At 50.6% G+C, this 23,488-nt stretch carries 17 protein-coding genes and 1 tRNA gene; 5 read left to right on the forward strand and 13 right to left on the reverse strand.

The window, feature by feature from the left end; all coding sequences use genetic code 11:
- Positions 1–14: 14 nt before the first annotated feature.
- On the forward strand, positions 15–1,823 hold the full coding sequence (locus FPG75_RS14870; protein WP_201747966.1) for a RagB/SusD family nutrient uptake outer membrane protein: 1,809 nt from the start codon (positions 15–17) through the stop codon (positions 1,821–1,823).
- Positions 1,824–1,873: 50 nt separating this feature from the next.
- Here the strand turns inward: FPG75_RS14870 and FPG75_RS14875 are convergent.
- Positions 1,874–1,945 (reverse strand) — tRNA-Met (locus FPG75_RS14875).
- A gap of 205 nt (positions 1,946–2,150) precedes the next feature.
- Positions 2,151–2,921, reverse strand: a complete 771-nt coding sequence (locus FPG75_RS14880; protein ID WP_143307657.1) for an NIPSNAP family protein — start codon at positions 2,919–2,921, stop codon at positions 2,151–2,153.
- A 68-nt stretch (positions 2,922–2,989) separates the two neighbouring features.
- On the opposite strand from FPG75_RS14880, the gene FPG75_RS14885 reads away from it, so the two are divergent.
- Positions 2,990–3,691, forward strand: a complete 702-nt coding sequence (locus FPG75_RS14885) for a hypothetical protein (protein ID WP_143307658.1) — start codon at positions 2,990–2,992, stop codon at positions 3,689–3,691.
- Here the strand turns inward: FPG75_RS14885 and FPG75_RS14890 are convergent.
- The gene (locus FPG75_RS14890; protein WP_143307659.1) at positions 3,666–5,486 is read right to left on the reverse strand and encodes a hypothetical protein; all 1,821 of its coding nucleotides are present in this window, start codon (positions 5,484–5,486) and stop codon (positions 3,666–3,668) included. The two genes, FPG75_RS14885 and FPG75_RS14890, sit on opposite strands and share 26 nt — an antisense overlap.
- Positions 5,487–5,557: 71 nt before the next feature.
- Here FPG75_RS14890 and FPG75_RS14895 point away from each other — a divergent pair, with 71 nt between their 5' ends.
- Positions 5,558–6,664, forward strand: coding sequence for a suppressor of fused domain protein (locus FPG75_RS14895; RefSeq protein ID WP_143307660.1), 1,107 nt, complete (start codon positions 5,558–5,560; stop codon positions 6,662–6,664).
- 287 nt (positions 6,665–6,951) lie between these two features.
- Here FPG75_RS14895 and FPG75_RS14900 read toward each other — a convergent pair whose 3' ends face one another.
- From FPG75_RS14900 to FPG75_RS14940, 9 genes are all read right to left on the reverse strand, one after another.
- A complete protein-coding gene (locus FPG75_RS14900; RefSeq protein ID WP_143307661.1) occupies positions 6,952–8,598 on the reverse strand; it encodes a PKD-like family lipoprotein in 1,647 nt (548 codons plus the stop codon).
- Between the two features lie 28 nt (positions 8,599–8,626).
- On the reverse strand, positions 8,627–9,481 hold the full coding sequence (locus FPG75_RS14905) for a DUF4843 domain-containing protein (RefSeq protein WP_143307662.1): 855 nt from the start codon (positions 9,479–9,481) through the stop codon (positions 8,627–8,629).
- 17 nt (positions 9,482–9,498) lie between these two features.
- Positions 9,499–10,935 (reverse strand): RagB/SusD family nutrient uptake outer membrane protein, encoded by a 1,437-nt coding sequence (locus tag FPG75_RS14910; RefSeq protein WP_143307663.1) that lies wholly within the window; start codon positions 10,933–10,935, stop codon positions 9,499–9,501.
- A 17-nt stretch (positions 10,936–10,952) separates the two neighbouring features.
- Positions 10,953–14,321: a SusC/RagA family TonB-linked outer membrane protein gene (locus FPG75_RS14915; RefSeq protein WP_161596816.1), complete on the reverse strand. Its 3,369-nt coding sequence runs from the start codon at positions 14,319–14,321 to the stop codon at positions 10,953–10,955.
- Between the two features lie 159 nt (positions 14,322–14,480).
- Complete coding sequence (locus tag FPG75_RS14920; protein WP_143307665.1) at positions 14,481–15,617, reverse strand: FecR family protein; 1,137 nt, start codon at positions 15,615–15,617, stop codon at positions 14,481–14,483.
- 57 nt (positions 15,618–15,674) lie between these two features.
- Positions 15,675–16,268, reverse strand: a complete 594-nt coding sequence (locus tag FPG75_RS14925) for an RNA polymerase sigma factor (protein WP_143307666.1) — start codon at positions 16,266–16,268, stop codon at positions 15,675–15,677.
- A 121-nt stretch (positions 16,269–16,389) separates the two neighbouring features.
- Positions 16,390–17,286, reverse strand: coding sequence for a glycerophosphodiester phosphodiesterase family protein (locus FPG75_RS14930; protein ID WP_143307667.1), 897 nt, complete (start codon positions 17,284–17,286; stop codon positions 16,390–16,392).
- A gap of 47 nt (positions 17,287–17,333) precedes the next feature.
- The gene (locus FPG75_RS14935; RefSeq protein ID WP_143307668.1) at positions 17,334–18,083 is read right to left on the reverse strand and encodes an SDR family NAD(P)-dependent oxidoreductase; all 750 of its coding nucleotides are present in this window, start codon (positions 18,081–18,083) and stop codon (positions 17,334–17,336) included.
- A 65-nt stretch (positions 18,084–18,148) separates the two neighbouring features.
- A complete protein-coding gene (locus FPG75_RS14940; RefSeq protein WP_143307669.1) occupies positions 18,149–19,024 on the reverse strand; it encodes an AraC family transcriptional regulator in 876 nt (291 codons plus the stop codon).
- Positions 19,025–19,184: 160 nt separating this feature from the next.
- On the opposite strand from FPG75_RS14940, the gene FPG75_RS14945 reads away from it, so the two are divergent.
- Positions 19,185–20,210 carry a S41 family peptidase gene (locus FPG75_RS14945; RefSeq protein ID WP_143307670.1) on the forward strand — a complete coding sequence of 342 codons (1,026 nt, stop codon included), beginning with the start codon at positions 19,185–19,187 and terminating at the stop codon, positions 20,208–20,210.
- 1 nt (position 20,211) lies between these two features.
- Here the strand turns inward: FPG75_RS14945 and FPG75_RS14950 are convergent, their stop codons facing one another.
- A complete protein-coding gene (locus FPG75_RS14950; RefSeq protein ID WP_143307671.1) occupies positions 20,212–21,186 on the reverse strand; it encodes a helix-turn-helix transcriptional regulator in 975 nt (324 codons plus the stop codon).
- 142 nt (positions 21,187–21,328) lie between these two features.
- On the opposite strand from FPG75_RS14950, the gene FPG75_RS14955 reads away from it, so the two are divergent.
- Positions 21,329–23,473, forward strand: a complete 2,145-nt coding sequence (locus tag FPG75_RS14955; RefSeq protein ID WP_143307672.1) for a TonB-dependent receptor plug domain-containing protein — start codon at positions 21,329–21,331, stop codon at positions 23,471–23,473.
- Positions 23,474–23,488: the final 15 nt, after the last annotated feature.

Consider the following 23,488-nt stretch of genomic DNA (forward strand, 5'->3'; position numbering starts at 1 on the left):
AAAAAATGTGCAAAATGAAAAAAATCAGCATATACGCAACGTTGATCTTACTGGGCAGTGCAATAGCCTCGTGTAATAAAGATTTCCTCCAGCGCCTGCCACAGACAAGCATTACACCGGAAGCCTTCTTCAATACGCCGAAAGACCTGGAAACATACAGCAACAGCTTTTATGATAACCCGGTATATGCAACAGATGATATCAACTCCGACAATATTTCCAGCTACAGCGGTGGCGGAGAACTGGATATCATGGTGCATAATGGTCTCAACTCCACTACAGTAGGAACTTCCGGTTGGGACGACTGGAACAAACTGCGCAGCTACAACTTTATGCTGGACAATGTAGCGAAGACCAAAGGCGATCCCGCTGCCATCAATCATTTCATCGGTATTGCGCGTTTCTTCCGCGCCCGTTTCTACATGGCCAAAGTAGCGCGTTATTCTGATGTGCCCTGGTATTCGCACGCCATGTCCAACACCGATTCTTCGCTCTATGCACCGCGTGATCCGCGTACCAAGGTGGTAGATTCCATTATGGCGGATCTGCAATTTGCCGTGGATAACATCATGCCCGACGAAGGCAACCGCACCCGCGTGAGCAAATGGACCGCACTCGCACTCATGGCACGTTTCGGCGTTTTTGAAGGAACATTCCGTAAATACCACGATGAGCTGAACCTGCAAAGCTCCGCTAACACCTACCTGCAAAAGGCCGCCTGGGCCTGCGAACAGCTGATGGGCAGCGGCAAGTTCAAAATTTACAGTACCGGCAATGGTGCACAGGATTACCGCTCGCTGTTCTCTTCTCTTACCCTGAGCGGTAACCCGGAGATGATCCAGTGGGTAGATTACCAGCAGGCGCTCGGCATTGGTAACAACACACACGCCGTATTAGGCTGGATGTGGTCACTCAGCCAGAGCCTCGTGTACAGCTATCTCATGAAAGATGGTACGCCCTTTACCTCACAGCCTGGCTACGACAAAATGGACTTCGTGAAAACCTTCCAGAACCGCGATCCACGTTTAGCCGAAACCGTAGCCTATCCCGGATATTCTACCACTAACGATAAGAGCCTTTACATTCCGAAGCCCAACCTCGGCGCATACGATCAGCTGAAATTCTTTCCGCGCGATCCCGCGCAACGTCAGGGCTGGGGCGCCGACTACAGCGGCATCCCGGTATATCGTTATGCAGAAGTGCTGCTGAACTATGCGGAAGCAAAAGCCGAACTGGGCACGCTCACCCAGAGCGATGTGGATAACACCATCAACCAGCTGCGCCTGCGCGTGCAGATGCCGCCGCTCAATATGGCTGCCGCCAATGCGCTGCCTGATCCGGTGCAAGCTGCTGCCTATCCTAATGTGAGCGGCGTTAATAAAGGCGTACTGTTAGAGATCAGAAGAGAAAGACGGGTGGAGATGGCCTGTGAAGGCTTGCGCTTCAACGATGTGAACAGATGGAAAGCAGGTATGCGCTTCCAGGATGCGCAACAAGGTATGTATGTGGCCCAACTTGGCGGCATCGATATGAGCGGCGATGGCGTAGCCGATATTGCTATCCTCGCGTCTCCCACAGATACCGCTGCCCTGGCGGGTTTGCCGGCAAATGTACGGGCGTCTGTTTCCCGCTTCTATCTGAAAGATAAAGACGGAAAAGACAATAATTTCTACCTGGAAAATAATACTTCCGGTCACATTATGTTCACCGCTAACCGCGATGTACCACGCAAATTTGAAGAACCGAAATATTACTACAGGCCAGTACCATTGGCACAAACAGTGTTAAATCCGAACCTGAAACAGCTGTTCGGTTGGCAGTAATTGCTACAAACAAAAAGTCCTGAACGTTTACGTTCAGGACTTTTTATTTGTAGCGAGGAGCGGATTCGAACCACTGACCTTCGGGTTATGAGCCCGACGAGCTACCTCTGCTCTACCTCGCAATGAGGTTGCAAATGTAGACAATTAAATTAAAGAACAAAATTTATTTTTAGCTCAGGATTAAATGATTGAAAGGATTAGCAGGATTTTTTTATCAGGATTTTAAAGGATTCGCGAAGATCACCTTGATTTGATCTTCGCGAATCCTTTAAAATCCTGATAAAAAAATCCTGCTAATCCTTTCAATCATTTAATCCTGAGTCCTCATCAGATGTCGGAGTATTCCACCGGGCGGAGGAAGAGGATATCTGAGTGAGAGACGTTGTGGCTATATTCCTGCATGCCTTGAAGCTGCTTCCAGTCGGGATTGGCGGAGAAGGCTTTCCAGTGGGCATCGCGGTCGGCGCGGCTGTTGAAGGTGGTGAGGTACATGAGGTTGGGCATTTTGCTGCCTGCCAGTACGGAGCCGTAAAATACAGGATTGAATGCCAGCTTGTCGAAAATGCCTACTTCGTTACCATCGTTGAACATCTTCACTTTGTTGACGTGATATTGTTCTGTAGGGCTTTCATAACTGCGCAGTTCGTATACGCGTTCGGCTTTGGGAGCGCTGAGCGCAGGCAATGTGAGCTGCGGCCGCTTTTCAAATGCCAGCAGCAGGATGGATTCTATGCGGTTGTAGGCCGACTGGTTGTAAGCTGCATCCAGAAAGCCCGCGCCAGCGGATTGATATTGTTTGTCGCGTTCCAGTATAGCGGGCAGGTTGGAGAATTGTTCCAGCGTGCGGAAAGGCACGAGCACGTATATACGAAGATCGGCCGTGTCCTGGTCTATCGGTTTGAAAACGCCTACCTGTGCGATACCCGCCCGATGCAATGCAGGCAGGTAGGCCCTTTGCAGGAAACTATCGGTACGTGCTTCCTGACCGGCTTTCAGGTGAAATATCCTGATCTGGTAATATTGACGCGTGCCTTTGCCGGCTGCGGAAACAGAAAGGCAGGCAAGACAGAAGAGTAATAACATCGTGGAATTTCTCATCGCAAAAAATTTTTTGACAAGACAATGTAGTGTAAAAAAATCAGGTTTTATAGTTATATCTTGCGCCCATGAAATTGCATATATTGTTTGTAGTTCCCTTATTCCTGCTGGCTTGCCAGTCGGGCAGCAGGCCCTCAACAACGGCGCCTGTAAAGGATTCCCTGGTAAGCGATACTGTCAAAGTCGCCACCGCACAACCCGCAGCAGCTACCGCCGTTCCCGAAGATTCTGTAATGACCGCCAGCTGTCCTGAATTTTCCCTGGAAATACATGGCATGAGCAATGACGTGCCCTCCGCATGGGGACATGATACATTGATACTGTCTGCCGGCCTGGGCGAAATGTTGGACGGATGCAAGGTGATCGTTCAAAGCACACAGCTCGATGATATCACCGTAGAACAGTGCTATGAAACCAGCATCACCATTCAGCAGGAAGGCCCGCACTGGGACCTTACCGACTGGAAACATTATACTTCACCCTGGGCCAAACTGCCAACATCCGGCCCGGGCAAGTTCACGGCCATTACCTATGAAGTAACAGAGCATGCGCCCTTTCCCCAAGTGAGCATGGAAGAACTGAAGGCTGAACTGAAGCGCGGCGGCCTTGATGAGCAATGGATCAAAGCCGTTGATACCGTTAAATCTATCTACGATTACCCGGTAGCAGTAGGCATCAGCCGCTATTACCTTCGCGTGAGCGGCAAGCAGAAAAGCACCGGTAAAACAGTAGTAAGGATCGTTGCTATCGATATGCCGATGGGTTGTTAGGCGCATACAACACCTCGGGGTGTTGCTCTTTCAATTCCTTTGCCACAGCCGGTTTCAGCAGCATATACTGAAACGCCCCTGAATCATCCTGACGGTATAAGGGGTTGGAGTCGATCAATCGTACCAACTGGCAATTGAAGCCCGCTGCCACCAAAGCCTTGTTGATAGCTGCTTGCAGCTTATTCATATCAATATCTGCCTGCGGATAGGACTTGCTGTTGAAAATAAAACGCTTTTTATTTTGCGGATAGGCATTGGATAATGCCCATTGTACACTGCTGATCATCGAAGACAGCCGCGGCTCCGTATTGATGAAAGCAGGCGAGAAGCGTAATACGCCCGTCATATCCTGCGGGTTCTCTTCGCGGATGGCAGCTTCTAAATGCGGCAACAGCGCCTTGTTGGCTGTGTTAAGCAGCTGGCGTTCTGCGCACCAGGTCACCAGTGCATGTATCTGTGCAGCACTGAGGCGGCGCTCCGGATAAAAGTAATCGCCGGGATATACGCAGTTTTGGTAGTCGCCCGGACTGCCATTATAACAACCTTCTATGCGTTTGAAAAGATATTTGCTTTGCAGCAACGCCGCCTGCCGTTCGGTAAGCAGTGCAACGAAAAGCACAATGGGTGCAGGTTCCAGGCCAGTGTATCTTTCCTGTTCGATAAAGAAGAAACGCCGCGGGTCTTTGCGATCTTCCATCACATGATTCAGGAACTGGAAATTTTCGGGACGTATCCATGTTTCAAATTCTTTTTCATCGATCACTTCTTTGTACAGATGCCCGCCGATAGTTAATTCTGCAAATTGCAATTTGGCGGAGCGCCGCAATGCCAGCTCTTCTTCATAGGGATACTGGCCATCAGAGGATGGCGGTACCTTGTGCGCGCTCCAGGCAGTGATCTCCATGGGTACTATATGCTGATGGATACGGCTGGTGACCCTTTGCATCACGCTGTGGAGCGCATTGGTATCGATGACGCCATAGGCGTTTTCCGGAAGGCCGGCGTATGGCTCAATATCGGTGGCGTAGTATAACGGTACCGCATATCCGCAGTTGCCAAAGATATCATTGACGGTGAGCAGGGTAAACGGCTGGTAACGTGTCGTCATCAGCTGCCTTGCGGAGTCGGTGAACAGGCCTGTAGCGCGGAGACTATCCAGCAGCGCCATTTGCCGCTGTTGCGCGTAAGGATATTTGTCGAGCCAGTCGAGGCGCTTGCCCAGCTCGCTGGCATTATCCCTCTCTTTGAATGGGTCATCAGCAGGCAGGATGCCTGCCTGTATAAATGCCTGTGGTATGGCGCCGGGCCTGAACTGGCCGCTGCTGTCGAAAGCGGCTTTGCCGAAGTATTCACCAAAACGCTTTATCAGTAAGGGATTGGCGGATGCGTAGTAATCACCGATATATCTCACAAAATTATACAGGTCTCTCTTCACCGGGAATCTGTCTGCCAGAAAATATTCTTCCTGTAATGCATCGTCGTCAAAGCGTACCTGCCGGGAAACGGAATCGAGCAGGGCTCGGGTGATGCGGGTATCTCCCGGCAAAAGATGAATGAATGCACTTTCTGCTACGTATATGGGTTGCCGTAGTTCGTCGAGATCATGCACGTCCTTATATGCCAGCAAAGGCTGCTGTTGTGCAAAGCGGATAAGCTCATCACGCCCGAAAGGTGTGAGCAGTTGTTGATCGGTCAGCGACTGCGCCAATTGTTTAACGGCTGGAAGGCTTAATTGCTGGGCAACAGAACAAAAGGGTATTACTAACAACAGTAATAACAGACAACGGTATTTCATATCTGCAAGTAAAGGAAATTAATTGATTCAGACACAATCAGTACATTTACGCCATTGAAAAAACCATTGCTATGTACCAGGATGCAGAATTATTGATAGAAGTGACCAACAGCCGTGGCACCTTATACGCGATAGTAGAGCAGGATAACCGTACCGCCTATTTTTATCTTTATCCTTCCGAGTTGATGGGCAACCGCTTCAAGCCGCGTCCCTGCTGGCTGCGCAATCTTCAGCCTGCCCCTCAGCAAAAAGATACCGCAGCGATGGACAATGGCGTAGCGCCCATGCTGGAAGCGCGATACTGCAATCATCCGCAAGGGAAGGAGCCTTTGCAGAAAGAACGTATTTCTTTCGTCTGGAATGAAGAAGAAGATGGCGCCGCTATGTTATATGATGGCGCAATCATGGGCGTAATCCCCGGATGGGCGCTGTATGCTGATCAGCCGGTGGCCTATGCTGCTGATTGTATCGACGGCGAAGATGGACTCATGTTCCCCTTGGGTACGCCCGCTACCAACCAGCAATATAGCCGGTTTCAGCAGGCAATGGATTTCTGGAAGGAATGGGATAACAAAGAGAGCCAGCCTTGGAGCCGGATACAGCAACAGTTCCTGTCTGCCTACGAAAAACATTTCGGACCTACGCAACAATACTTCGCGATAGATGACGGCAAATGGCCGCCCATGGCCCTCGCCAAGTATGACACAGAAGATATCACCTATTTCTTGTCGCTGGGTATGAGCATCCGGCCGATGCCCTGGGTAGAGATGTTGTACAACGATAACGCATCGGGTTTCCGTCGTGCCGAGCTGGCCATTGCGATGAGCAAGAAAGATTTTTCTGAAGAAGAGATCATGAAAGTAGCACAGCTGCTCTCCGGCCTGGCCGACCGTCCCTGGAAGCTCATCACCTGGCTGGGAGAAGGCCATACCATTGCTTCTTCCGCCTTACCCAAAGGCTATGAAAGCCTGATCCTTTCTGCCGCCATCTACAATGGCCCGGTGATCGATATGCCGGAAATGTATGGCGATAAAGTAAACCTCTACTGGGGTTCCCCCCTTACCTTCGAAGAGCGCGAATTCGCGCACAGCCGCCCCAATGGCGGTTATGAACTACTGGAATTGATGATCAATAAAGGAATTACGCACATCGTAAAACGACGCGGGGCGGTGGTTTGATGCTCGCTTCGCTCGCATTAATTTGGCTCAGGATTGAATGATTGAAAGGATTACCAGGATTTTCGAATTTATTGATTTTCGGATTTATTGATTTAATTAAAACGGAGATGAACAATTTGCCATCTCCGTTTTAATTAAATCAATAAATCCGAAAATCAATAAATTCGAAAATCCTGGTAATCCTTTCAATCATTCAATCCTGAGCTAAAAGGGCCGCGCAGTTGCGCAGCCCCTCATCGTTGGCGTTAACACAGGATAACAATGGATGTGTATGGTGGTTCGTGATCTTATCTTTCTCTGTACGATACGCTGACGATCTTTCCAAACCCGCTGTATTCCTGCTTTTTCACGAGTGCGGCGTGTTGCGATAGGAAGTCTTGCGGGGAATAGAAGGTGAGCGTGCCGTTGCTGGCAGTGGGTTGGGCGGGATCGTAGGTAGCCACGCCCAGCCAGCTGCCGGGGTAATTGTCTAATGAGCCGCTCCCCTGCGGATTGTTGTAAGTGTAGCCGTTCACGTAGCCGCCGCGGGAGGGCCCATAGCCTTTGTTCACTGTAAATAGATGCTGGTCGAGCCAGGATATTTTTTTGTTGCCTGCATCCAGTACCTGGTAGCATACGCCGGGGAAGTCTTTGTTCATGGCGTATACTTTGCTGCCAACGGAATAGTAGATGGTGCCGTAGTTTTTATCGACGGTGAAATGCTCTGCTTTTGATATATCCGTTCCCGTTAGTTTCACTTTTCTGTCTTGTGTTACCGAGGACCTTACATCGAAAGTGAGGAGCCAGGTATCGCCGGCGGCGTCTTTCATAATGGCGAAAGTAAGGTCGAGGCCGGGTACGGAGCGCATCCAGCGCAGGTCCATGCCGGTATTGGAGAAGTCGAACAAGGGACTGTCGGGATTGGGAATGATATTGCAGGTGCTGCTGCCGGGCGTGGAAAGCAGGAAACGCTTTTTGTCCATATCGAAGAGTACGGAATTATAGAAGAAAGCCATGCCGTAGTTTCTGCCCAGGAAGGGCGCAGCCCTGAAATTTCCTTCTCCTGAAACTTTATTCATATTGGTAACGTACCACTGGTAGGGATCACGTTCATAGAAATTGCCTTTGTTGTCGTAAACATATACATAGTCGCTGCTGGCGGCGCCTTCGTTGGCGCCCACGAAGCCAGGGAGGAAGGTGGCGCTGTCGGGCCTTGAGATGAACTCTTTGGAAGTGTACCAGGCGCCGGAGGTGTATAGGTAGTCGTTGCGCAGCTTCCAGCTGCCTTTGTCGGTGCAGAGGTAGATCCATTCCCTGTCGACCAGCGATACTGCCGGGTTGTGATACGGTGGCGGCGCGGCATTGGGCCTGCCGGTAGCATAGTATGCGATATAGCGCGGGCCTTTCAGAGGCTTGGGAAGATCGGGAGAAAGCGACAGGATATCACGGGTGAAACGGGTGTTGCCGTTCACGAAGTTCACCATATCCAGGCGGGTATTACCATCTACATCACATAACACCATCCAGCCTTCGTAGGTGGATGAACCTATTACGAGCTGGGAGGTATACCTGGTGAAGACCTGCCCGGTCTTTTTATCGGTCATCTCGAAATACAATCCGTAGCTGCCTACGGCATTGGTAACACGGGCATTGAGGTTGCGGTCATAGCTGAGTATCGTGCCTTTTACATAAGAGGAGCCATTGCCGCCGATAGTCCACTGATAGGCGAAGCGCGCGGTATCATTGAGGATAGACGAATCGAGGGTGGCCGATATTTTCGGCGTGAGCCGCAAGGTATCGAACTGATATACGAAGATAGAAGATGGAAAAGTATCGATGACCACTTTATTCACATCTTTATAAGCGTAGTTGCCGAGATCTTTATAGCAGGAGCTGAAGAGCAGGGAAGCGCTTCCTGATGCCAGCAGCAATATATTTTTTATGGTGCGTTTCATGATGTTTGTTTTCCTGTTTCTGAAAAAATTAATCGCAGAGGTTACCGCCGCCTACGCTGGGTTCCATATCGAATTTCTGACCGGTTTTGTCGTTCATATCCTGGATGGGATGCCCGGCTTTCCTGGCTTCCGCGAGATGACAGTTATACAACTGCGCCAGCGCGAAGAGGTAGCCGATATCGGGCCGGTCGTTGAGCAGGGTGGCCAGCGGGATGTTCATATCATTGATGAGCATCTTCATTTTAGTAACAGAATAATTGCCCAGGCAATAAGCGCCTATGCTGCCGGAGCCCAGCCACCAGGAAGGTACCGGCAGGTTGTCGGTGATCGCAAACGTACGTTGCACAGTGGTTTTAAACCTGTCGGGGTTACTCTTCACTTTCACTTGCCGGTAATCGGTGGCCAGGTCGTTGCCGGCTTCGAGTTGTACCGTGATATACTGGAAGCCGCTGCGAAGGGTATCGGCCCTGCGGATAGTGAGCGGTATCAGTGTATTCATAGTGCCATGCGGCAGCACGCAGTCTTCCGGTTTGATGGTGAACAGGCTGGCAGGCACCGTGCTATTCACAACAGACAGTTTGATCGGACGGTTCTGTGCAGAAGTATCGCCCATGACTTGTACTTCCATCATGATGCTGAGTTCGGGCAGGTTGTCGGAATAGAAACCGAAATTGGTGTAGAGCGTATCCATGGCGGCGGTATCTACTTTCGCTGCGTCGAAGGAGCGGATGGAAAGTACGCCTTTATCATCGGCAGTACGCACGTAATTATAGCTGGGCGTAGGTTTGAAGTATATATTGTTATGTGCCTGGAAGCGCATCAGCTCTGCTTTTTTACAGGAGATGACGAGCAAGGCACTGAAGAATATGATGATCTTTTTCATTGGTTGATTTTTTTAGATTATGGATGATGAACCGTGAGCTCCTGATCCGGGATGGGCACCACATATTGTGTGGCGCTCATGGTCACTTTCCCGCTGCTGGAAGTGGTGGCTGCATTGGGGATAGAAGTGGCAAAGGTGCGTTTGTAATAATAGAACAGCTGTCCTTCTCCATAAAATTCACGCATATATTCTTTCCTGATCTCATCGTTGAGCATTGCGTTAGCCGGCAAAGCGGCAATATTCCTGGCAACGCGCAGGGTATTGAGGTAGCCGAGGCCGGAAGTGGCGTCGGGCGCGGATTCTGCGGCAATCAGGTAGCATTCGGAAGCGCGGAAGAGCGGCACCATCGTGTTTGGTTTCTGTTGCGACAGCGGCGCATATTTCAGGAAGCATTTGATGGTGCGGGAGCCGTCGGGCGGCAGGTTCCATATGGCGGAGCGGATGCGTACATCGCTGGCATCCGCATAAATGCTGTTGAGCATATCAGCGCGGGGCGCCAGCAGGTCGGCATCTTGCAGCGTGTAGGCAAACCAGGTATTGTAGCTGTTGACGAGTTTTGTATTCTGCGCCATGAAGAGGCAATCACCCAGCAGGGAAGGATCTGCTTTGATGGCGCCGTCGTTGGTGGCAGTGAAAGGAAACTTGCCAGGTTGCGCCGCGATCACTGTTTGCGCCGCGGCGAACGCATTCGCCTTGTTACCACGATACAGATGTATCCTGGCCTCCAGCGCTTTTACTGCATAGTAGTTGAAACGCAGGTTGCGTGCAGCAGCATAGGGATAAGTAGGATCACCATTGGGACCATTGAGGATCACGGGGTCCTGGGAGAGCAGGGCGCTGGCTTGCTGCACATCGCGGAGCAAACTGTCGATCACCTGGTTGGCCGGCAGGAATGGCTGTGGCACCTGTGTCCAGCGGCTGTAATAGGGAATGGCATTGCGGGTGGAGTCGGATGATTTATACACCGGCCCAAACATCCGCAGGGCATCGAAATGAAGGAAGGCACGCAATGCGAGCGCTTCTCCCTTGATCATCTCATAATTATGATGGGTGAAAACGTTTTTCTGCCCGTCGATATGATCCAATATCGTATTCACATTGGCGATCTGTTTGTAAAGCGATGCCCAGTAGGCGGCAAATACCGGCTTCACAACAGTATTCGTATAGTCGAAGGTAGCGATCTCGTAATAGGAGTAATGCGTCGGAGACGCGCTCTGGAAGTAGCGCTGCGCCAGCAGATCAGGTATCTGCATGGTCATGGCGCCGCCATACATATCCTGTGCAGACAAGGCCAGGTACACGCCGTTGAGATGCTGCATGAAACCCGTTTCCGATTGATAGGCATCATCCTGCAATACGCTTGTTTCCGGTTTCACATCCAGGTATTTGTTGCAGCTGCTGATACCACCGGTTACCAGTGCCGCGATCAATATATTTTTCAGAACCTTGTTCATAATTTTCCTTTAGGTGTTTAGAAAGTGGCATTGAGCTTTAAAGAGAACGACCGGGCATAAGGGTAATCGATACCACGTTCGCGCTTGATGTTCGACAAACGGAAGATATCATTCATATAGCCCGTAATGTAGAGCCCTTGCAGGCCGGCGCGTTTCAGCCAGGCGGATTGATAGAAATTATAAGTGGCCGAGATAGTTTCGCCGGAGAGGGTATTTTCTTCCTGTATAAATCTCGACGACATATTAGTGCCACCTAAAGCGCCGCCATAGCTGAGGTCGGGGATGCCGATGAATTGCGCTTTATCGCCCACCTGTTTCCAGCGTTCATAGAGTGCGCGTTTGTCGAGGTTCTGGTTGTAGATCTGCTCGCGGGAAAGGTTTTCCACTTTGCTGAACAAGGCATTGTTGAATTGCTGTGAACGCAGCATATAACGCAGCCCGATATTCACGGAGAGGCCCTTGTACTGGGCGCTTGCGCCGATCACGCCTTGCATGAGCGGCATGGAATTACCTACTTTCACGATATCGGCCACATCATATTTGTAAGTGAGCTGGCCATCACGCGTGAGGAACAATTCACGGCCGGTAGCCGGATCGATGCCCATGGAACGTACCGCCCAGAGATCATCAGGATGACCGCCATCTACATAACGTTGCAGGTTGATGTTGATAGAATTGTAATCCTGTTTCTGATCGTGGTTATCTACCGCATGTTGGTTGTTATAATTAATTACCTGTAACGCATCACCTAGGCCGCCATAGGTGGTGGTTTCACGCTTGCCCATAACGTTGAGGCGCACGGAGATACGGTCTTTCGGGATATCGATGATGGCGCCGCTGATGGTGAAGTCCATGCCTTTGGTACGGGCATGGCCTACGTTGAGCATTACGTTGCTGCTGCCAACGGAAGGCGCATTATCCATTTTTACCACTAATGGATCGGTGAGGTTGTTGTAGGCATTAACGACCATGGATATACGTTCGTTGAACAATCTCACGTCGAGGCCGAGTGATTTCTTCAAAGTCTTCTGCCAGGCGAGATTGTTATTGCCCCAGGTATCTACCTGTGTGCCGAGGCCGAAATAGTTGAGGGCATTGGCGTTGTAAACGAGTGTGGTGAAAGAGTTATAGGAGGCGAAGTTCTGGTTGCCCGGGTTGCCAATGCTGCCGCGCAGTTTCAGGTAATTGATCCAGCGGGCGCGCTTGATGAAGGCTTCGTTATGCAGGTTCCAGGAGAGGCCTACTGTCCAGGTATCGGTGAAGCGTTTGTTGGCGCCGAAGATAGATGAACCATCTCTCCGGTAGTCAAAATCTACCATGTATTTTCTCCAAAGGCCATAGTAGGCGTTCACAAAACCGCTGAGGGAGCGGGTTACCGCCGATGTATAGGTAGGCGATCCGCCCACAGGATAGCCACTGCCAAAGGAAGGCGATATCTGTGCTACATCCGGGAAGCCCACGGCCAGATAGCCATTGTTCACCGCTTTGCTGCCATCGATGAAGACGCCCGGCACGATGTTGACCTCATGCGTTTTGCCCCAGGTTTTGCCATAGCTGGCTTGCAGGAATCCCTGGTAATTAAAGCTGTGGCTGCGGTTATTGGTGTAGCTTCCTTTTTGCGAAATATCAAGGTCTTTAAATTCTTCCATGCCGGGAGAATGGTATACTTCATGTTCGTTGGTGCCGTAGGTCAATGCCAGTTTGGCTTCAATCCTGAACTGGTCGTTGATCATGTAGTACGACTGGAACTGGTTAGAGAACTGCACATCCACGGTCTGGTCTTTCTTGGGTAACATGGCCTGGTAGAGCGGGTTCCAGACGTAATAAGCGGCGGCGCCGCCGTAGTTGTCGTAGACCGTATCGAGATATTTATTGGTAAAATTGGGTTTATAATACGGGATCGTATTTACATAAGTAGAGAAACTGCCATACTCGGATTCTTTTGCGGTGAAGGTGTTGAGCAATATCCTGTTGGAGAAGGAGAACCTGCCGGGTTTGTATACGAGATCGACGTTAGCCGCGCCGGTATTGCGTTGTGAGCCTTTCATCACGCCGGGTTCGTTGCGGTATTTGAATCCGAGTCCGTACCTGAATTTGTTATCGCCGCCATCGGCCTGAACGGAATAGGTGTTGGCCATGGTGGTGCTGCGGATGGGATACCCCATCCAGTAAGTGTTTACGCCGCTCATCACGTCGTTGAGGCGGCGGTTGTACAGCTCGTCCAGCGTGATGCGCTGGCCCATATAGTCTTCACTTTTTTTGTAAATGCCGGCGAGCTTCTCAAACTGAAGTTTCTCTGCGGCCGTCATCATGTTGTAGTCGCGCAGGTCTGCAAAAGAAGTAGTATTATCGATGGTGAGCGAGAGGTTCATCCGGCCGGGGCGCGGCAGTTTGGTTTCGATCACGATCACGCCATTGGCGGCTTTGGAGCCATAGATAGCGGTGGATGATGCATCTTTCAATACCGTTACGGATGCGATGCGGTTCATGTCCAGACCGATAATATTTTCCAGGGTAGTTTCAAAGCCATCGAGAATGAATAATGGTTGGTTTGGATCTTTCTGGAATTTATCAACAACACCGATGATGCTTGATTTCCCCTGGATAATCATATTGGGCATGGCATTGGGATTGGACCCTGCCAGGTTATTTTCTATGACGATGAAAGAAGGATCGAGAGATTTGAGGCTCTGTATCACGTTCTGGTTGCCGACAGTATTAAGCTGCTCGCCGGAATAGGTGGCGGCGGCGCCGGTGAAGCTCTCCTGGCGGCGTTTGAAGATACCGGTGCTCACCATCACTTCACCAATGTTTTGCGTTTTGCGCGCAAGTGAAACATTGACGATCACACGGCCGTTCAATTTATATTCCGCAGGCTGATAGCCCAGCATGCTGATCACCAGTACGGCCTGCTCCTCTACATTTCGCAGTTCAAATTCTCCTTTTTCGTTGGTGGTGGTACCTCTCGGGGCGCCTTTGATGGCGATGGTGGCGCCGGCCAGCGGCAGGCCGCGATCATCGGTGATGCGGCCATGTACGTTGAGGCGTACCGGTTGTTGATCGTTGACATCGTCAACTATCTGGGGCGCGCGGCGGCGGATGAACACGGCCTTGTCGCGCTCCCTGATCTCGTAAGTGAGCGGCTGTCCTTGAAGACAGGCATCCAGCGCTTCAGTGAGGGAGGCATCCTGTATGTCTACATTTACCGGCAGCATCTTGTTCAGCAGCTGCTGATCCCAAAAAAAGGAATAGCCGGTTTGCTTTCTGATCACGCTGAAAACTTTCTCCAGCGGCGTTTTTCGGAGCGACAAGGTCACCCGCTGTGCATAGGTGCTGGCGCTGACCTGTAACATCGCGGTCAGCATCAGGATGGCAGTCATTTTCATAACCATCAGCATTTTGGTTGGCGAAAAGTTCATTTGGTTGGTTTTTGATTTTTACTATTCTGATATTGGCAGGTATACGGGCATAGCAAGGGCCTTTCTCATTCCGAGAAACGCCATGCACAAAATCGAATGACCTGAAATGATTGCTACTGTCAGCTGTTAAGGCATCACGGTGATAATACGTCCATCTTCTTTAATGTGTATCCCGCTTTCCTGCAGGAACTGGATTAAGGTTGATAACTGTGTATTACGGCTGACAAGCCCGCCAAATTGCCTGTCAGGGATCGTTCCTTCATATCTTACTTCTACATCATACCATCGTTCTACCTGTCGCATCAGGCTTTTGAGATCGGTGGTGTTGAGTGATAGCTGGCCATTTTTCCATGCGGTTACCTGCTCTATATCGGCCGTTTTTACGGTAACGTCGTTGGCGCTGATAAACGCCATCCTGCCGGGTTGCAGCAAGGTTTTGCCGCTGGCATGTATCACTTGTATGCTGCCGCTGACGAGGCAGGCCTGTTGCGCCGGCTCGTTGGAATAGGCCATCACATTGAATTCCGTACCGAGCACCTGTATTGCCGTTCCGCCGCAGCTCACAACAAAAGGACGCTGCGCATCCGGCGAGATATCGAAATATCCTTCACCGCTAAGTTCCACTTTCCGTTCATGGCCGGTAAAGGCGGTAGGGTAACGGATGGAAGAAGCGGCATTGAGCCATACATGGCTGCCATCAGGCAGCACTACCTGGAACTGGCCACCACGGGGCGTTGACAAGGTATTGTACGCAACGGCGCCCGTTGTTTTACTGTATTGTATCTGCCCGTTCTTTTGATAAATAGACGCAGTGCCTTGCTGTATCACTTTGTTGCCGCTGTCGAGCGCTACAGTGGCGCCATTGTCCAGTGTGAGGATGGCTTTGTTGCCGCCGGGCACCGGCAGCTGCTGTGCAGTGGGAGCAATAGCATTATGGCGGAAGAAGAAATGCTGTGCGCCCCATACGGCCAGCAGCGCTACTGCCGCGGCCGCGGCATATTGTTTCCAGCGGATCACGCGGGGAGCTGCGAGCTCCTGATCCATAGCGGTGATGCGGCTTTTCAGCTGTGCAAACAGCCGGGCATCGGGCGGGAGCGTGGTGGTATGGCTCATCACCACCTGCTCATAGTCGTGTAACAGTTGCGTATACAGTGCGTCGTCCGCCGCGCTGATGGCGGCCGACAGCTGCTCTTGCTCTTCGGCGCTAATAGTGCCGGCAGCATATTTCTCCAATAAAACAGTTATATGGTTACGTGTAGTCATTGTCACTAATAAGACGCTTGTGCGTTTGAAAAGAACACCTCCGGGAAGAAAAAAAATTTATCGGTAGAAGAAAAACAGCAATACTAATGGGAGATCCAATCCTGCATTGGATTTCAGGTATTCTTTGACGAAGCGGATGGCATCGTATAATTGTTTCTTTACGGCAAATTTGGTGATCTGTAGTTCCTCGGCTATCTCATCGAGGGAGAGACCTTTTTCATTGCGAAGGGAGAATATCTTCTTTTTTTGCGCGGGCAGGCGGTTGATGGCCTGCCGCGCAATGGCGGTATATTCATTGAACTGTGCGTTCTCCTGCACTTCGGAATGGTGGAGCGGCTGGTGGTTTTCCAGGGTGCTGATCATTTCGCGCTGCCGTACATGCAGGGTCCGCAGGTCGTGTAGCCGGTTGCGGGCCATCGTAAAAAGATAAGCCTGGATGGACTTTACGCCTGTCAAGGTTTCTTTCCTCAACCATATTTTAAAAAAGATGTCCTGTATCACCTCGTCTGTATCCTGCTTTGAGAAGGCTGTAAGCGGGAAAATGAACAAGTATAGTTTTGGTTGATACTGGTCATATAAATGCGCAAAGGCACGCTCATCACCCTGCGCTAGCCGTTGGAGCAATAACTCCTCAGTTAGCGGTCTGTCCATATTGCTTCCCCGGTTTTATTGTTCACCATTCAGGGGTATAAAAATATGGTATTGATTGCGAAATAAAAAGAGCCCTTGAAGCGCCTTCTACGCTTCAAGGGCCCGGGCCTTATTATAATATTTATTTATTCTGATAACTGCCGAAGATATTCACCAGGCGGTCGGGGTAGTTGGAAATGATACCATCTACACCGCAGGCGCTGAGGCGTTTGATATCGGTTTCTTCATCCACCGTCCAGGGCAATACCGCTACATGCTTGTCGTGCGCGGCTTTCACGAGTTCGGGTGTTACGCTGCCATGGAAGGGGCTGTACACGTCGGGTACGAAGCCCAGTCTTTTGATCTCGTTCTCAAAACTGTCTTTACCGGAAGTGAGCAAGGATAATTGCTGATGCGGGAATTGTTTGTGGATCAGCTGTAAGGTACGGATATCAAATGATTGAACGGTGACGCGGCCAGCGATCTTTTTGTCGTTGATCACGCCCATGACCAATGATACAAATACTTCCGGCGTGGGGTTGATCACACCGTCGCCGGCAGGATCGCTCTTGGTTTCGATATTGTAATATACCGGTTTCAGTTTACGTTGTTTCACGTAGGCTTCCACGCTGTCGATCAATGAGGCCAGCAGCGGGCGGTAGGCGGGCATCTTCTGTTGTTGCGGAAAGCGTGGATGCGGCTTGGTGCCTGCATCATATTTACGGATGCTGTCGTATGTCATTTTGTAGAGGATGAAATTTCTCTCCTCTGCTTTAGGAATATCGCGACCATCAGGCTGGCGCATAAATTCAGACGACATATAAGGATCATGCGATACCACTACTTTATTATCCGCTGTAATGATGCAGTCGAGTTCGAGCGTTCTGGCGCCGAGCTTCACGGCGTTGATCATGGCGGGGATGGTGTTTTCCGGCATCAGGCCCATGCCGCCGCGGTGCGCCTGCACATCCATCTGCTGGGCAAACAGGGCGGTTTTCATGAAGGCAAGACCTGCAAATAAAAAGATGAACTGTTTCATGTGCACAAGTAACTCAATAAATGGGAAATTTACCCATTATATTAATGTTAATTACGGAGATGATGACCAGCAGTGTGGCCGCCATCGACGCGGAAGATCTCTCCGGTGATGAAGTTGCTGGTGGCGAGATGCCAGGCGAGGGTGGAGATTTCCTCTGTTTCACCGATGCGGTTGAGGAGCGACAGCACTCCCAGCGCATCAGGATTATCCACGCTGCTCTTGGCTTGCAGCGGGCTGCGGATCACGCCCGGCGCGATCGTGTTCACGCGGATATTCTGCGGCCCGAACTCCGCTGCCAGTTGCCGCGTGAGCGCATGGATGGCCGCTTTGCTGGCGATGGGCGCCGTAGCAGGAAATCCGCCGATGGCATGATCTACCAGCACCGTGCCGATATTGATGACGGCGCCGCCGCCATGCTGTAGCATCTCACGTATCGCCGCCTGCGTAAGAAAGAAAGTACCTTTGAAATTCACATCCATAAAAAGGTCGAGGTCTGCTTCTTCTACTTCAAGAAAAGGCTTGCCCTGGAAGATGCCGGCATTGTTGATCAATACATCCACCGTGCCGAAATGCTCCACCGCAGCGGCTACCAGCGCTTTCGCGGTGGCTTGTTCACGGATATCGCCTGCCACCAGTTTCAGTTGCGCCGGCATACCGGTAGCGGCAAATGCCGCCTGGAGGCCTGTTTCACTGGTGCCGCCGGCCACCACGTTAAAGCCTTTCTCCAGGAAATACAGTGCCATGGCCTTTCCCAGGCCAGATGAAGCTCCTGTTATAATTGCTGTACGATTGTTCATAGTAAAGTTTTAATGCTGCAAAGTTGAGCACAATAGCAAAAACAGGGAATGGACAATGAAGCAGATTACTTGTACTTTTCGACATCATACCCTTCCAGGCGCTGCGCCTTGAAATGCTGCGGGGCAATACCGGCGTGCTTCTTGAAGAAACGGGTGAAATAGCCGGGGTCTTCGAAGCCCAGCTCAAAACAGATCTCCTTTACGCTGCGGGTATCATGGTATAAACGGCGTTTCGCCTCTAATATCAGCCGGTCCTGTATAATCTCTCCAGCCGATTTATCCACATATTTACGGGTAACATTATTCAATTGACGTACCGTAGCAGATAACAATTGCGCATAGAATGGCAAGGCATGTTCCTGCCGGTAATGTTTTTCTACCGCGATCCTGAATGCCCTGAAAAGCTCGTACTGCGGGTGATTGAGGGCAGGGCCTTCTTCCAGCAGCGCTCTCTTCACGCGGTTCAGATGGGTGACGAGTATACGCAGGTAAGCCGTAAAGAGTTTGTCGGTCCCGCTGCCCGGCTGCCGGTATTCTTCCAGCATCCGTGAAAATACCTCTTCCAGCAATGGTTGCAGCGATACCGGTATCTTAATGGTGTGGCAGGCATTCACGCGATCAAACAGGCAGGTATCCAGCATGTAGTCAAAAAAATCTTTCTCATGACTGAATACGCCGGGCGCAAATTTCAACAGGTAGCCGTCTGAAGGTATCTGCGGTATGATCTTATGCAGCTGCCCCGGCGCAATGATGAACACCACAGGCCCCTCATACACATACTCATGCAAATCGATGGAATGCGTGCCTTTGCCGTTATGAAGCCAGATGATCTGAAAATATTCATCACGTTGCAAGGTGTTAAATTCATCAGTTGTGCCGCTATTGCTGTGCAGGCGTATCACCTTGAAATGATGCAAGGCGTCTGTTGATTGCTGGAACATGGGTTAAAATTACGGATTACGAATCAAGAATCTATCGCTGCTGCGGGGCGGGCGAAAAGCATTTGCAGATCAATATAACTATCAAGCTGAAAAAATAAGCGGCAGTCCGGGATACGCGGGCTTTATATTTTGTATCTTCTTCCATAAACCATCCAGCGCTATGCCCAAGAACTTTATCTGCCTGCTTGTGTTGCTGCTTCCCATCTACCTGAAAGCACAAACAAACACCTTCCCGGTGGCCGCTTTACAGGAAGATTTCCGTTTCATCCGCCAACAGCTTTTCAATGCGCATGCCAATCCTTTTTCTGTGCTTACCAAAGAGCAATACACGCATTACCTGGATTCCATGGAAGCGCGTATCACTGCACCGCTCAGCGCTGCTGAATTTTTAGAGCGCGCAAAGCCTGCACTGGCGCCCTTGGAAGACGAACATTCCGCGCTCTTCCTGCCGGAAACAGTAAAGCAGCACATCATAGATGATCGTAAAGAAGATGTTTCCGCCAATATCTCTTACACCCGCTACGGCCGCAGCGGCTACCTGCTGGCACGTTCTTTCTCCTGCCATGGCGATAAAGAAATGGCGATCTATGAACATAATATCGACAGCATCTTTCATCAGATACACCTCGATGGCATTACCCGGCTAGTGATAGATGTAAGCCACAATACAGGCGGTAATTCCGGCGTAGGCGACATCATCATCAACCATATCTGGAACAAACCCTACATAGGCTATGCCTGCAACTGGCGGCGCAGTGATGAATACCTCCATCTGATGAAATCATGGCACTCCAACGATGAAGTATATGAACATACCGCCGTAGGCGACATTGTACATTTTGATCCGGATACGATCACGCCTCCTGAAAGTATCAAAGACCGCTTCAACGGGAAAGTGATCGTGCTCACCGGCCCGAAAACTTTTTCCAGCGCCATCATGTTCGCCACACTTGTAAAAGATAACGGCATCGCGCAGCTGGCAGGGCAATCGCCGGAGAATGGCCACCCTACACATTTTGGTGAGAACTACGGGGTGGAGCTTCCTTATACGGGTATCCAGTTGAAATTCGGCGTGAAAGAATGGATACGCCCGGCCGGCAAAACAGGTGTGAATAAACTGATACCGGATATCCCCGCAGATGTGAACCTGCCGCCTGATCAGCTGATCAGGAAAATAAAATGGTAAGCTAATGCCTGCTCTTTAACTGGCTCGGGCTCATGCTGCATTTTTTCTTGAATAGCCTGGAGAAATGCGCTACCGACTTATATCCCAGCTTGTAACACACATCAGAGATGGAATAGTTGCCGCTGCTCAGCAGCTCATGGGCCAACCCCATTTTATAATCGGTAAGATAGCCCATCACAGTATTGTGATACAGTTCCCGGAAACCTCTTTTCAATTTATGATCGTTGATGCCTACCTGTCTTGCCAGCTGCCGCAGGGAAGGAGGGGAGGCATGTTGTGTGATCAGCAATGTTCTGGCCGCCTCAAGTTTTTCCAGGTCATGCGGGCTGCTGTAGCGGCACGCAGGCGCTTTGTGTTGAGCCTGTTCGAGCTGTAGTAGCAGGAGGCCCAGCAGTTTGTTATCGAAGAAGGCACGCTTCAGGCGCCTGGTAACATTGCAATGCAGGATGTCTGTTAATTGAGTATGAATGGCTGCCGTGATGGGCAAGGGGGCAGGAGAGAGCTGAAAGAACCGCTGGTGGCGTATGGCATCCAGCAGTTCCGGAAAGGCCAGTGGATAGGCCGTGAACAAACGCTGCACCAGGGAGGCATCCAGGCAGATATCTACAAACTCCATTTCCTGGCCCGCACAAAAATCGATATAACCATTGCCAGGCTTGAAATAATAGACATTATGCTGCCGCATTCGCGTGTGGAAGTATTGATGATCAGCAGGGATGCCTGATTTTCTCTCCCCATTCAAACAAAAATGCAGCTTTACCAGTGCATCATGTTCTGCCTGCAGGCGGTAATCCTTTACTGCAAAGGCTTTTATATGGAAGATAGCGCCGCCGTCAAAGTAATAGCTCTTACGTGTGCCGTGGATCGCGCCGAAATCAAAAGATACCGTTTCTACATTGATATCCATAGGGTCGGCATATAGCTGGCTTGAATCATAAGATTCAGAGATGTTTCCCGCTATGATATTTCCTCGCATAATAAACTCCTTTTCAGGCAAATCATACTCCCTTTCAGGCAAATCCCGGGAATATGCTTGCCTTATTTTTGCTCAAAAATAATTATAAATGCAACAGTGTTTCAAAAAATATTTACCCATTTATTCCATACCAGGTTAAAATATGAAGGATCAGATAGGGAGATGGCTGGCGCCATTGCTATGCTGGCCGATATGTTCTTTCGCCCAGACCACAGGAACCACAAAAGACACAACAGTGCACGCACTGCAGGAAGTGAACGTTACCAGTCAGGCTCCGGCAAAGGAGAGCGCTGCCGCATTGAAGCGTAGCGTAGTGCCGGTAACGATATTATCGTCCAAAGACATAGAGAACAGGGCCAGCAACCTTACCGAGATGCTGGCCAGACAAGCAGGCGTGCAGATCCGCCTCACAGGAGGCCTGGGCAGCGATGCCCGCATTTCAATAAGAGGCCTGGAAGGCAAGCGGGTGCAGATATTCATTGAAGGCAATCCCTTGAATACGCCCGATGGCAGTTTGAGCATCAATGATATTCCCTTGCAGCTCATCGAGCGCGTGGAGATATATAAAGGCACTGTACCGGCCTGGCTCGGCGGTGATGGCCTCGGCGGCGCGGTGAACATTGTGATCAAACATCGTGATATCAGTTACCTTGATGCCAGCGTCACACAAAGTGCCAACCATACCACACAGGCCTCCATATTGGGAAAGAAAACTTTTGATAAACCAGGGATAGAAACTGGCGCCGGAATTTTCTATACCAATGCCGCCAATGATTATGTGATGTCGTCGCCTTATCAGCCCGGTTTGCGGATACGCCGCGATCACGACCGCTATCGCTCCCTGCTCGCAGGCGCCAGCTTTCGTATGCACAAAGCCTGGTTTGATGAAGCAGAGCTGGAAGCAGTTTATATGGACAACTATAAACAGATACAAGGCATCCAACGCAATGTACAGCACGTGGAAACCCGCTCCCGTGCCAGCATCCTAGCGCTCAATCTCCGGAAGGAAAAACTGTTGAAAGGCAAACTTGATCTGCGCTATAACTTCATCCTTGCCGGTTTTACCGGACATCTCATTGATACGTCTTCCAATATGTACAACTGGGATGGCAGCGCTTATCCAAGCATACTGGGTAAGGGAGAGCTGGGAGTAGGGCCTAACCTGAGCACCACTGTGCAGCGTGAGGCCCGGCACCGTTTCAATCTGAACTACAAGCTCAATAAAGACTGGTCCCTGAACCTGAACAATACGTTCCGCGCAGCAAGGTTCGAGCCGGATGATAGTCTGGGTAACGCTTTCGCCGGAAAGAACCTCTTCAACTATCCCGGGCGTTTATTCAACACCGTTAGCGGGCTTACGCTGGAAGGTGCATTGATCAATGATAACCTGTTGCTATCGGCCTCCGGGAAGCATTACTACTACAAAGTGAATGGGTATAACACAAATGTATATATCACCGGCGCACCGGAAGAGGTGTCCAACACGCAACAGGAGCTGGGGTATAACCTTGGCGCCCGGTACAACTTCACTCCCTGGCTGCTGATGAAGGCCAGCTATGAGCGGGCGCTGCGTATGCCGCTGCCATCGGAGCTTTTCGGGGATGGCGCCTTGATAACGCCTGCTATCACTTTGCAACCGGAGATTGCCCACAACGCCACAATAGGATGGCTATACGATAAAGTACATGCCGGCGATCGCCGCCTTCAGCTCGAAGCAAATATCTTTCACATGCGTGTGGAGAACCTGATACAACTGGCGGGCAACGGGCTTTCTGTGGGGTATGTCAATTACCAGCAAGCGCATATCGACGGCGCAGATGCAGAAGTGAAATATGATCTCAGTAAACAGTTTTATGTATCTGCCAACGCTACTTACCAGCGCCTTACGGATGCAATGCCTTACCTGCCCGGCACATCGCATGTGCCCAATCCCACCTACCGGATGCAGCTGCCCAACATTCCGTCTTTCTTTGCCAACTGGAACCTGGAGTTCCACCGCGACGGCTGGCCACTACGGTATTGCCGGATGCGCATCATCTATGAAGGTAGCTACGTACACCAGTTTGACTACGGATTTGCCGTGAGTAGTTATAACGATCTCACCATACCTGCCTATCATACACACAACATAGCGTGGGAGCAATCGTTCAGGCGTAACCGTTATACCATCACTGCAGAAGTGCATAATATAGGCGATGCCGTGATGATCAACAACTACAACAATCCGCTGCCCGGCCGCACCTGGCGCCTGCGTTTGCGCTACCTGCTGTTCGGGAAAAATCAGTAAAAAACAAGACCAGAT

The sequence above is a fragment of the Chitinophaga vietnamensis genome, assembly GCF_902167635.1.
Lineage (GTDB): Bacteria > Bacteroidota > Bacteroidia > Chitinophagales > Chitinophagaceae > Chitinophaga > Chitinophaga vietnamensis.

Bases quoted from the DNA above. Each gene is read 5' to 3' on its own strand.
- FPG75_RS14940 (WP_143307669.1), bottom strand. From the start codon at position 19,024: ATGTTCCAGCAATCAACAGACGCCTTGCATCATTTCAAGGTGATACGC.
- FPG75_RS14915 (WP_161596816.1), bottom strand. From the start codon at position 14,321: ATGAAAATGACTGCCATCCTGATGCTGACCGCGATGTTACAGGTCAGC.
- FPG75_RS14910 (WP_143307663.1), bottom strand. From the start codon at position 10,935: ATGAACAAGGTTCTGAAAAATATATTGATCGCGGCACTGGTAACCGGT.
- FPG75_RS14955 (WP_143307672.1), top strand. From the start codon at position 21,329: ATGAAGGATCAGATAGGGAGATGGCTGGCGCCATTGCTATGCTGGCCG.
- FPG75_RS14925 (WP_143307666.1), bottom strand. From the start codon at position 16,268: ATGGACAGACCGCTAACTGAGGAGTTATTGCTCCAACGGCTAGCGCAG.
- FPG75_RS14920 (WP_143307665.1), bottom strand. From the start codon at position 15,617: ATGACTACACGTAACCATATAACTGTTTTATTGGAGAAATATGCTGCC.
- FPG75_RS14880 (WP_143307657.1), bottom strand. From the start codon at position 2,921: ATGAGAAATTCCACGATGTTATTACTCTTCTGTCTTGCCTGCCTTTCT.
- FPG75_RS14895 (WP_143307660.1), top strand. From the start codon at position 5,558: ATGTACCAGGATGCAGAATTATTGATAGAAGTGACCAACAGCCGTGGC.
- FPG75_RS14950 (WP_143307671.1), bottom strand. From the start codon at position 21,186: ATGCGAGGAAATATCATAGCGGGAAACATCTCTGAATCTTATGATTCA.
- FPG75_RS14870 (WP_201747966.1), top strand. From the start codon at position 15: ATGAAAAAAATCAGCATATACGCAACGTTGATCTTACTGGGCAGTGCA.
- FPG75_RS14945 (WP_143307670.1), top strand. From the start codon at position 19,185: ATGCCCAAGAACTTTATCTGCCTGCTTGTGTTGCTGCTTCCCATCTAC.
- FPG75_RS14930 (WP_143307667.1), bottom strand. From the start codon at position 17,286: ATGAAACAGTTCATCTTTTTATTTGCAGGTCTTGCCTTCATGAAAACC.
- FPG75_RS14890 (WP_143307659.1), bottom strand. From the start codon at position 5,486: ATGAAATACCGTTGTCTGTTATTACTGTTGTTAGTAATACCCTTTTGT.
- FPG75_RS14900 (WP_143307661.1), bottom strand. From the start codon at position 8,598: ATGAAACGCACCATAAAAAATATATTGCTGCTGGCATCAGGAAGCGCT.
- FPG75_RS14885 (WP_143307658.1), top strand. From the start codon at position 2,990: ATGAAATTGCATATATTGTTTGTAGTTCCCTTATTCCTGCTGGCTTGC.
- FPG75_RS14935 (WP_143307668.1), bottom strand. From the start codon at position 18,083: ATGAACAATCGTACAGCAATTATAACAGGAGCTTCATCTGGCCTGGGA.
- FPG75_RS14905 (WP_143307662.1), bottom strand. From the start codon at position 9,481: ATGAAAAAGATCATCATATTCTTCAGTGCCTTGCTCGTCATCTCCTGT.